Origin of the sequence: Neobacillus drentensis (assembly GCF_036966985.1) — a bacterium.
In the GTDB taxonomy this organism is placed as follows: domain Bacteria; phylum Bacillota; class Bacilli; order Bacillales; family Cytobacillaceae; genus Neobacillus; species Neobacillus drentensis_E.
This window is the reverse complement of sequence record NZ_JBALSN010000492.1, coordinates 1-10614: the sequence shown is the minus strand read 5'-3', so window position 1 is coordinate 10614 and position 10614 is coordinate 1. Positions and strand designations below refer to the sequence as shown.

The window sequence follows — 10614 nt, the reverse complement described above, 5'->3', positions numbered from 1 at the left end:
GAAAGTTGATTAGCTCATAAAAGTTACGTTGGCTCATGTTCTTCATATATAGAAGAAACATGATTGTTATTGTTTGTTTGCACGATTTTGTTTGTTTAGTTTTCAAAGAACAAATTCACTTCAATAAGAAGCGACAAAAAATATTATACTATAATTCTCTCAAACAAGTCAACATCTATTTTGAAATTAAAATGTTAATTGTTCGAAGATGTTTAACTGCTCGAAGAGAACTTTCTTATAGTAACATGTAGGTTGCTTAAAGTTCAATGGAAAGTTTTTCTAATTAATTGAAAAGGACTGTGATTCACTAACCACAGTCCTTTTCTCCTTTTCTATTATTTTATCTCAATCTTTTTCCATTCCCTATATAAGGAAGGGTTTATCTCCTTCACATGTGATAAAAACTCTTCTAAATAACCCAACTTTTTTAACCCAGTAAATAATTTGGTCGGGACAGACCTATTTGTAGTGAACGCCCTCTTGTGATCGATTACTTTTATTTCTTCCAACTCATTAAAAAAAATGTGGCGAACCTCGGTGTCAAGTCTAGTAAAACCAATCCTTTTTAATTCTTCTAGCATGAATAAAATCTTTAGTACAATTGGTTTGGGAAGTTGCTTCTCCTTTTTTAAATAAGCTTTAAGATTACCTCCATTCACCAATTCCATTACAATATAATTTGAACCATATTCATAAAGACGGGGAATAACAGAGCTTGATTGCCCTATTTGCAGTGCATTTAACTCTCTTTTTTGTGTTTCCTCATTAACAAATACTTTGACGCACTTCACAGGCGTCAATTGAAAAACGGACCCATCTGCACCTTTCCCAAGCATTGTAAAACCACTCAAGTCTTGTATCGTTATTTTGCCATTATTTTTTGCGGCTATTTTATTAAAATCATTCATTTCTTATCTCCTTTTATTACATTTGTCCTCTAATTCCCTTTATTTTGAATCCCTTTATAAAAGGTTAATGTTTCGTTTAATCCTTTTTGCAAATCATAGTCAGGTTTCCACAACAAAAGATTCAAAGCTTTGGTATTATCCAATTGACTAAAACGAATATCCCCTTCGCGTTCAGGCATAGGGATGGGTGATATATTACTATTAGTTAATGAATTAATTATTTGAAATAGTTGGTTAATACTTGTCTTAGAATTAGTACCGATATTGAAAATACCATTTGTCCCTTTTTCAATGGATAATACATTGGCACTCGCGACATCTTTCACATACACAAAATCTCTTGTTTGTTCTCCGTCTCCAAATATATATGGCGCTTTACCATTAAGCACGTTCTTAAAAAATATCGAGATGACGCCTCCTTCTCCAATAGCAGATTGGCGTGGTCCATAAACATTTGCATATCTAAGAATCGTGTAAGGAAGTTGGAACAGTTGACTAAAAGTCTGAATGTATAGTTCTGATGAAAATTTGCTAATCCCGTAAAAGGATTGAGGCTGAATGGGGAATGTTTCCTTTATACTACAATCATCTTTTTCCCCGTATACCGCACAGGACGATGAAAATATGAATTTTTTGACCTTATACTTATGGCAACAGGCTAATAAACGAATTGTCCCTAGAATATTTTGGTTTGCATCTTCGACTGGATTTTTTATCGAATAGGCAACATCCACTTGTGCCGCCAAATGGATCACTACATCCGGTTTTTCCGTCGCAAAAACAACCTCAATTTGTGGTGATGCAATATCCACTTCAACGAAGCGAACGGAGGGAGGGACAAATTTTCTATTACCAGATTGTAAATTATCCACAACAATCGGTTCATATCCAGATTGAAGTAATCTATCAACAACATGGGACCCAATAAATCCAGCTCCCCCGGTCACGAGTACCTTCATTCAAACTCACCCCTCTTTTTTAAGCCATAATGAAATCGCCCAATCTTTTTCATACAAAAACTCCTTATTGGATTTAGACTTTTTATGCTGCCTAATATAATCCTAGGTCTTTTCCCCACACCTCAATTTTCTCAAGGTATCTTTTAAGAAGTGTGCTCTTTCCGCCATTTAGCACCTTTTCCAAATGACTAGAAAGCTTTTTTTCTAGTGTTCTCTGTAAATATGCTTTCTTTAGAAGGTTTAAAGGTTCTTCATTGAAGGTTATTCCATATTTCAGCATTTCTTGACTATAAACCTTCACACATTGATTTCGAATCTCATCTTCGCTTTGCTGCCAATCCGAGCGAAAATCAATTAATAATTCAACCAGTACCACTAGATCATACCAACAGGGATAATGCTTTGCAGACTCCCAATCAATCAAAGAGACCTTCCAATCGCCTTTCTCATCATTCGCATTTTCACAGCAAATATTGTGTACATGGAGATCGCCATGGACTAGGCATTGGCCGGATTCTTCCATTTCGGGAAAAAAAACGGGCCCTTTTTTTAATATTTTTTTGATAATCTTATACCTAGGAGCTACCAATTCTTTTAAGTTAGGATCTATCATTGCCAGATCCAGGTTTTCTTTTGCTTTTTTGATTCCTTTCGTGCGTTCCTTAACCTTCTCCTTAGAATCAAAATGAGGAAGTGTTGAGTCAAAAAGGTCCGCATACTGCAAAAATCGCTCATCATAGGTTAAGGCATGAAATTTGGCAACCGTGGGGATAATTCGTTCTAAATGGCTGGGTGTTAATTTTATCTGTCCTCTCAGGGGCTGCATACATTCGGTAAACATCCATGTTTCATTTCCATTTACCTTCGGTTCAAGCCAATACAATTTCGGCATAAACTCGTGGTAAATATGATAGGCTTTCTGATACATATTTATTTCTAACCTATGATTTTCTTTCAATGGAAGTTTGTATATTTTTAGCACAACGGGAAGGAAATCCTGTCCATCCGATAGAATCAACTTCCAAATACTTGTTTTTTCACGAGTATTTTTGAGACACTCTATTCTTTCTTCCAGTAATTTCACTTTTTTATTTAGGACATTACTTAGCTTCTCTTCCCAATCAAATTTTTTCCAGCTGCTAATGATATCTTCTAAACTATTCAAAAGGATAATTCCCTCCGTTTTTTATCATTTCTTACTGTCTCCCCCATAAATTTCGCAAATGAGATACAAAACTGCGAATAAATGGCATCGGGTCGTTCCATGCAAAAAGTGCCTCAACTTTCTTGCCAGATAAGCTCTTGACCCACTCAAGAAAGCTCATTTCCCCATTTTTTTGTTTTTGGCGGAAGGACAGAAAGTCTCGGACAAGGTAAACCCATTTAACTCCTTCTTTCTGCTCAGTCACTGGTGATGGATTTTGCTCGGTAAGGGATAAATAATACAGGTAAGCCAAATTAACCCCGCATGCACTCGATAAAGCTTGAGTTAATCCTATTCTTGCATTAATTTCGATGAATTTCAGTTTTCCATCTCTTGGGTCCCGTTTAAATTCGGCAATCGCCAAGCCTTTAAATTCAATATCTTTAAGAAAGGTAGTCGCGAGATTAATGACCTCTTCGTCCCTGGTACTAAGAGCAAGAGCTGAGGATCCAAAATGAGGGGGAAATTGATGTAATTTTTGGTTCATCCACAAGCCAATTAAATTCATCTGTTTATCAAAAAAGGTTTTAACAGAATAAATACAATCCTCATTGCCAGGGATGACTTCCTGGATCATTAATTCTCCGAATGGGCGATAAAAAAGGAACTCTTCTCTCAGTTGGGAAGGCTGATCAACTACGATGGCTTTCTTATAAAGACGAGGATCAATATTTGTACGAAAATGAGAGGAATAAACTGGTTTTAAAATGCATGGGAAGGTAATTTGATTAATAATCTCCTCGAACTGCTCTTCGTTATTTATTGCGAATGTTTTTGGGCATGGCACATTTGATTTCAGAGCCAATTCATACGTTAGCCGTTTATCCAATACGGCTTCCACCAGGTTGTGTTTTGGTAATAGAAATCGGAAATAGTGTGATAGAAAAAATCTGTTTTTTGAAATAAACTGAACATAGTCATCAGAACCCGCATATAGAACTGGCTTTTGACCCATTTTTTGTGCCATTCGAGTAAGAAATAATAGTAACGCGGCCCCCTCGCTCACTGGATTCGGACAAATTCCACAAGTAGCAAACCGAGTTTTACCGATTTCATATTTACCTCTTGTATCAAACGCATATACTTTTATCCCTTGTTTCGCTAAACTCCTTACAATTCCTACCCCTGTTGCACTTAAATCCAGCACAACAGCAGGAACATCATGTCGCATGCTTTTTTCCTCCTTTCATAATAATGAATGATAAATTTCTTCAATTTTTTGAACCATATTATTAACGGTTAATTGTTGTCGTGCAAATGCCTGTGCATTATCGGCTAATTCTGTCCTAATTGATTTATTTCGCAATAGGATTTTTAACTTTTTTGCAAGTTCCTTTGGGTTTGCTGGTTCAACTATTAATCCTGAATAGTTATCCTTAATAATTTCTGGAATGCCCCCACAATTGGTCGTTAGAATCGCTTGATTGGAAAACATTGCTTCGATAATTGAGAGTGGCAGCGTGTCACTCGTGGTTGGCAGAACAAAAATGTCTGATTCACTTAACAATTTAGGGATGTCATTTCTGCTGCCTAAAAAAGAAACGTTTTTTAATCTCAACTCACTAACCTGCTTCTCGAGCTTCTTTCTCATCTCACCATCGCCTACAATCCGAACCTCTACATTTTTCAAGTAGTCTTTTATTAAAGCCAGAGCTTTAAATAAATACTTATGTCCTTTCCGGGGACGAAGGCGTGACACACAAGTAATGACCGTTTTTTTCTTACTTCTGTTCTGACTATTTTCTGCTTCAAAATCAATACCAGTATAGACAGTCGACATTTTATGTTCCACTGCACCAATATTCATCAGAATTGGTCGAAAAACATCACAAAGGATGATTAATTGATTGGCATTTTTAATTGCTTGTCTGTCAATGGCCGAAAAATAGGTTTCCTCAATCGAACCTTTTTCCATCAAGTTAAACTTAAGTCTGTTTTGGGTCATAAATCCATGAGGTGTAAATAGAAGAGGCCTTTGATAGGATTGGTTAAGTAACCCCATTACATTAGCAGTATATCGATCTTGTGCGTGGATAATATCGTATTGAGCCAGATCAATATCCTTTATCATCGCATAGTAACTGTATAGTTTACTGATATTGTGTACAATTTTCTCATTAAAACTTCCATACCGATGTAGGAAAAATTGTTTGAATGTCTCAGAAAAATAATCGCGTGATTTCTCCATTTCATCCGATGGAAAATGGTTTGGTGCAATCACATGGACACTATGTCCTAAATTTTCCAACCCAGTTTTAAGTGTTGTGATATAGTTCTGCAGTCCACCTATAAATGGATAATCCCAAAACGTTGTGATTAAAATCTTCATTTTTTTGTTTTGGATTTCAGATGAATAGATTTGCTCCCTTGCAATCTCTTGTCCTAAATCAATTGGTTCATTAATCCCATAATATTGATCCATTGCAGAGATGAGATAAGAAAAAAGGTTAGGAAAAAAAGGTTGGTCATTTTGATATTGATCTGTCATTTCCAGACCCTCCTAATAATTTCAAAAGCTTCTGCGTACTCGACCCCAACTGTCATACCCCTGAATCGCGCTAAATATTTCACTCCATCATAGGAACGTGGATGTGGAAATGGTCTCATTTCTACATCATAATGTTGAAGAGATTGAATCTTGTCAGCAATGGTGTCTGTAATCTCCACAAAATAATTGGGTTTGAATTCTTTATCGTTTGTATGTTGACTCCATTCAGTTGAAGAAACCGTTTCAAAACAAAGGATCTCAACCGGCTTTTTTCCCGGCAATGGACGAGCAGCAGTTAAAACGGCCTGAAACAAAATTTGATGGTCTCGGTTGGTATCACCATAATGATGGGTGAATATCTTGGCAGGCGTATACTTTTCCAAAAGGGATTCAATCGATTTGTTAATTTCAACAAGCGGGATTGTTTCCAGTAATAAATTGGGTAATTCCAGAAATAGGACCTCATCTACTCCTAAATGTTTGTTTGCCTTCAACATGAATTGCTGAATATGATGCTCCTCTTCCTTCCGCCCCTTAGCAGCAATCACGGTAATTACCTTATAGCCATGATTCACTAACTTTTTAATTGTTCCGCCGATCCCAAGAATCTCATCATCTGGATGAGCAGCAATCACCAATACATTCTCACTCATTTATGCATCTCAACTCCAGTTAAAATTAGTATTCTTGTAATTATATGAAGATATGAAAAAGAGGATATGGACAATTTGTCTAAAAAAGAAAAATGTGCGAAAACTGGTTATCTCTGCTGACAATCACACATATCTCACAGCAAAAAAACATATGCCTTTCGCATATGTTCATATGAGCATATTTCAGTTAGTTGTCATCCGTCGATTTACGTTTACTTCAAACTCGTCCACTGGTAACGGTTTACTAAAATAATAGCCTTGCGCTTCTATGCACCTATGTTTTAGTAAAAAGTCAGCTTGTTCTTTTGTTTCAACACCCTCTGCAATCACTTGAAGCTTCAATAAATGTGCCATTAGAATAATGGTCTTGATTATGGTTTGGTCGTTGACGTCACTTGTGCATTCCCGGATAAAAGACTGATCAATTTTTAACTTATCAATAGGAAAGCGCTTGAGATAATTGAGCGAGCTATACCCTGTACCAAAGTCATCAATACTAATCCTCACACCAATTTTTTTGAGTTCCATAAGTGTTGCGATTGCCGATTCAACATCCATCGTCATACTTTCGGTAATTTCTATTTCTAAATATTTCGGTTCAAGTTTTGTTCCCAGTAAAACTCTGCGAACAATATCAGGTAAATTGGATTGAAAAAATTGTCTTGCAGAGATGTTGACAGCAACCGTTATGGGCGGTAAACCGTCTTCCTGCCATTGCTTATTTTGCTGGCAAGCCGTACGGATAGCCCACTCACCGATTGGAATAATCAATCCGGTTTCTTCTGCGACAGGAATAAAATCAGCGGGGGAAACTAATCCCTTTTCAGGGTGATTCCATCGAATTAATGCCTCTGCTCCAATTAATTGACCGGTTTCAATATTTATTTGGGGCTGGTAGTATAATAAAAATTCGTTTCTTTCTAATGCCTTACGCAGATGACTTTCTAATTCTAATTCATGATGAGTTTTTTCTTTTAAATCATCAGTATAAAATTGATAATTGTTTTTCCCAAGGCTTTTGGCAAAATACATGGCTAAGTCAGCCTTTTTTATAAGCATGTCAAAGGTTTCACCATGTTCGGGAAAGATACTAATTCCAATACTCGGGGTAACAAATATCTCCTTATGACTATGATTAAACGGATAAGATAAACTCTTTAAGATTGATTGAGCGACTTCACGTGCCCTTTGACCATTAGAATTGGAAAGCAGAATGGTGAATTCATCACCGCCATATCTTGAAATGATATCGTTTTCACTCACAAACCCTTTAAGCTTATTTGCGACTTCTATAAGGATTTTGTCACCAGTTTCATGCCCAAACGAATCATTGACAGCTTTAAAACGATCCAAATCGAAAAATAGCAATGCAAAATTTTCTTGATAGCCATTTGAATTTTTTACTAAATCGTCCAGTTTCTCCATTAATAAGTACCTGTTAGGAAGTCCAGTTAATTGATCATGATAAGCCATATGCTTGATCATATTTTCTGTTTTTAATCTTTCAGTTACGTCAATAACAGTTCCGATGATGGCTGTTTTCCCGTGGTATTCAATAGTGGAGCCATAAACTTCTAGGGTCAGTACGCTTTTATCTTTTCGAATGATCCGATATGGGAATGTAATGGTACTCTCTTCATTGGTCATTAGTTTCATTAAATTTGCAGTCATAACAGGAAGGTCTTCAGAAAAGATGATTTCCGATAGGTTCAAAGTCAAGAATTCTTGCTCACTATAACCTGTCATCTCACATATTCTTGGATTAACATAAACTAATTTATCATTTTGAAAAATATAGACTCCTACTAAAGAATTTTCAACTAAACTTCTGTATTTTGCTTCTGCTTCCATCAAGTTTTTTTGTGCATTTTTATGCTCAGTAATATCTTTAATAATTCCATAAATGCCAATAATTTTATTTTTTTCATAAATAGGAATATTTGTTGCTTGGATCTCTTTTTGGTTTCCTTCTTTATCAAAAATAGCACACTCGTATGTTGAAACCACTCCAGATATGGCTTTCCGGAAATGATACATGGTTTGTTCAACATCTTCTGGGACTAATAACGGAACAAATGACCTATGTATTAGTTCTTCTACTGTATATCCAAATACGGACACGGCTTTAATATGTATATGGAATAATGAAAGAAAATTTCCCGCATGCAGGACAACCCTCCGGAAATTGTGGTTCAGTTCAATTTCATCCTATTCGAAGGACACAAAAAAACATATGCATTATGCATATGCTCTCTATAACTGAAAACTTTTATACAAGGATAACGGCTCTTCAGAATCTCGTTAACTTTTTCATAATTTCTGTCTTTCGTTCTTTATCCCTTATTCTGGTTAGGTCAAGCGCATATTCATGCCCTTTATTTTTCGATTTTAAGATTTCTCTTATTGCATTTTTTACACTATCTTCATCATCTGTAACCATTATCACTTTCCGCAGCATTCTTCCCCACCTCTAAGTTTCATTTATTTTTCTGGCTTGATTTACTGCCTTATTTTTAAAAAATTCAGCGACAGAAGAATTGATCAAACAACACAAATGGCAGTAAGAATAAAGAAGACAATTGGTACGAGAACAATCCATGATTGTGTATAAAGATAACTGATATCTCCGCCAATCACACCGGACCATTCATGGGAAATCGTTCGTGGCGGTGTATCATCATCAGGATAATGCGTTCCCCCAAAAAAAAGCTTCATAAATCCAAGATGGGCAAGCAGCTGTAAAGATTGAATAAATTGCTGCCCAAATAATAAAATCCATTTTTCATAGACATGCGGGACAATATGTTTAAGGAAGATCCGGGTTTTATCCGCGCCCAGTGTTCTTGAAGCTTCGATAAATGATTCCTTCTCGATTAGCTTCATTTCATTGGCCACCTGAAGACTCAAATTTGGGATAGCAATCATCACAAGAATGAAAGTTTCAAATAAAGAACGTTTCCAAAAAGGGGTATGAAAACCATCAAGCTGCATCCATAAAACACTGTACAAGATAAAGTATGCAATAATGGTTTGTGGTACGACAGAAAAAGGTTCAAATAAAGTTTTCACGCTTTTGTATATACGTTTTTTTATTCGGAATTTTTATAATTTTTCAATAATAAGAGTAACCTTTTAATTCCATTTACGTCAAAAGTATGGGAAGTATAGGAGGAATATTCTAATCGTAAATCAAAATGCGTGTTGAAGGGAATGAGGATGATGATGAAACGAATCTTTTATCTTCCAGTAAGGTTAATCGCCAGCTTATTAGGGTTTGTGATAGTGGTTAATATCCCAATCTTATTAACTTTTAACCCTTATCAAAATAAAATTGAAATTAAATATAGTTTTTTCAAGGAATATGTAAAAAGCAACATCACCTGGTTTACCCATATTGATGAATACCCCTTCATAGTGAATTATTTAAAAGGGCCTGGGATGGAGAAGTATTTTTATACCATGACGATCTTATCTATTTCTTTACTAATTGTCAGCCTTCTAGGATTGCTTATTGCTACGAGTATCATGCTCCTTCCGCTTAACGTTCGAAACCGGTTCAGTAATTTTATTGATTTTACAACCACAGCACCTGACTTGTTGGTAGTCTTTTTACTGCAATATTTGGTTATTTATTTGTATCGAAATTTTGACCTAAATATTTTTCAATTATATGGTGGAGCTGAATCAAGACCATATTTCGTACCAATCTTAATCATCGTTTTTCTTCCCACGCTTTTTTTAATTCAGCACTTATTAAAAGAATTCATGAACGAAGAGCATCAGGATTATGTTCTACTAGCCCGTGCAAAAGGGCTTCCCTTAAGGACTATCTATTTCAAGCATATTCTCCGGAATATTGTTCCATATATATTTATCCACTTAAAAACTATTATTTGGTTTATGCTCTCTAATATATTTATAGTGGAGCATTTGTTAAATATTGATGGTTATAGCGCTGTCCTTCAATCAATGTATGGCACCAGAGTAGTAGTATTTGTGGTTGGGCTACTCCTTTTCGCCATTCCATTACTCATCATAAATGTGTTGGCTAGTATTGTAATTATGCACCAAAAAAGAAAGGAAACTACAAGTCTATGAAATGGTTTACATATAAAAAAACTATCATTGGGTTATCCATATTATCTTGCTTGTTTATTTTGAGCCTATTATATCCCCTTTATGGGCCAAAGGACTTAAACAAGGTGTTGTTATTCTTATATGATAAAAAGGGAGATTTTATCGGGGTCCCCCCTATCCCTCCCTCCACCTATTACCCTTTGGGATCTGACCGAAACGGGCAAGATATCCTCATGGCGATTCTCTATGGGGCTAAATTTACTTTAATCACAGCTTTTAGTGTAGCGTTGCTGCGGGTCTTAATTGGCGGTGTTCTAGGAATCAT

Annotated in this window: 10 protein-coding genes and 1 pseudogene; 2 read left to right on the top strand and 9 right to left on the bottom strand. The window is 35.8% G+C overall.

Annotation, left to right across the window (positions count from 1 at the left end; genetic code table 11):
* Positions 1-335: 335 nt before the first annotated feature.
* From V7659_RS26210 to V7659_RS26170, 9 genes are all read right to left on the bottom strand, one after another.
* Positions 336-908, bottom strand: coding sequence for a kinase (locus V7659_RS26210; RefSeq protein WP_335543030.1), 573 nt, complete (start codon positions 906-908; stop codon positions 336-338).
* A 29-nt stretch (positions 909-937) separates the two neighbouring features.
* Positions 938-1867 (bottom strand): NAD-dependent epimerase/dehydratase family protein, encoded by a 930-nt coding sequence (locus V7659_RS26205; RefSeq protein WP_335543029.1) that lies wholly within the window; start codon positions 1865-1867, stop codon positions 938-940.
* A gap of 91 nt (positions 1868-1958) precedes the next feature.
* The gene (locus V7659_RS26200; RefSeq protein WP_335543028.1) at positions 1959-3032 is read right to left on the bottom strand and encodes a phosphotransferase; all 1074 of its coding nucleotides are present in this window, start codon (positions 3030-3032) and stop codon (positions 1959-1961) included.
* A gap of 31 nt (positions 3033-3063) precedes the next feature.
* Positions 3064-4242 (bottom strand): carboxylate--amine ligase, encoded by a 1179-nt coding sequence (locus V7659_RS26195; protein ID WP_335543027.1) that lies wholly within the window; start codon positions 4240-4242, stop codon positions 3064-3066.
* A gap of 15 nt (positions 4243-4257) precedes the next feature.
* Positions 4258-5559, bottom strand: a complete 1302-nt coding sequence (locus V7659_RS26190; RefSeq protein WP_335543026.1) for a glycosyltransferase family 4 protein — start codon at positions 5557-5559, stop codon at positions 4258-4260.
* The gene (locus tag V7659_RS26185; protein ID WP_335543025.1) at positions 5556-6212 is read right to left on the bottom strand and encodes a PIG-L deacetylase family protein; all 657 of its coding nucleotides are present in this window, start codon (positions 6210-6212) and stop codon (positions 5556-5558) included. The genes V7659_RS26190 and V7659_RS26185 overlap by 4 nt, the downstream gene beginning before the upstream one ends.
* A 183-nt stretch (positions 6213-6395) precedes the next feature.
* Positions 6396-8333 (bottom strand): sensor domain-containing protein, encoded by a 1938-nt coding sequence (locus V7659_RS26180; RefSeq protein WP_335543024.1) that lies wholly within the window; start codon positions 8331-8333, stop codon positions 6396-6398.
* 169 nt (positions 8334-8502) lie between these two features.
* On the bottom strand, positions 8503-8670 hold the full coding sequence (locus V7659_RS26175) for a hypothetical protein (RefSeq protein ID WP_335543023.1): 168 nt from the start codon (positions 8668-8670) through the stop codon (positions 8503-8505).
* Positions 8671-8753: 83 nt separating this feature from the next.
* Positions 8754-9293 (bottom strand): ABC transporter permease subunit, encoded by a 540-nt coding sequence (locus V7659_RS26170; RefSeq protein ID WP_335543031.1) that lies wholly within the window; start codon positions 9291-9293, stop codon positions 8754-8756.
* 135 nt (positions 9294-9428) lie between these two features.
* Here V7659_RS26170 and V7659_RS26165 point away from each other — a divergent pair, with 135 nt between their 5' ends.
* Complete coding sequence (locus V7659_RS26165) at positions 9429-10310, top strand: ABC transporter permease subunit (protein ID WP_335543022.1); 882 nt, start codon at positions 9429-9431, stop codon at positions 10308-10310.
* Positions 10311-10414: 104 nt separating this feature from the next.
* Positions 10415-10614 (top strand): annotated as a pseudogene (locus V7659_RS26160) (peptide ABC transporter permease); the annotation flags it as partial.

Excerpts from the sequence above, each read along its gene's own strand:
- V7659_RS26210 (WP_335543030.1), bottom strand. The coding sequence starts at position 908 with ATGAATGATTTTAATAAAATAGCCGCAAAAAATAATGGCAAAATAACG.
- V7659_RS26185 (WP_335543025.1), bottom strand. The coding sequence starts at position 6,212 with ATGAGTGAGAATGTATTGGTGATTGCTGCTCATCCAGATGATGAGATT.
- V7659_RS26195 (WP_335543027.1), bottom strand. The coding sequence starts at position 4,242 with ATGCGACATGATGTTCCTGCTGTTGTGCTGGATTTAAGTGCAACAGGG.
- V7659_RS26165 (WP_335543022.1), top strand. The coding sequence starts at position 9,429 with ATGATGATGAAACGAATCTTTTATCTTCCAGTAAGGTTAATCGCCAGC.
- V7659_RS26190 (WP_335543026.1), bottom strand. The coding sequence starts at position 5,559 with ATGACAGATCAATATCAAAATGACCAACCTTTTTTTCCTAACCTTTTT.
- V7659_RS26205 (WP_335543029.1), bottom strand. The coding sequence starts at position 1,867 with ATGAAGGTACTCGTGACCGGGGGAGCTGGATTTATTGGGTCCCATGTT.
- V7659_RS26175 (WP_335543023.1), bottom strand. The coding sequence starts at position 8,670 with ATGCTGCGGAAAGTGATAATGGTTACAGATGATGAAGATAGTGTAAAA.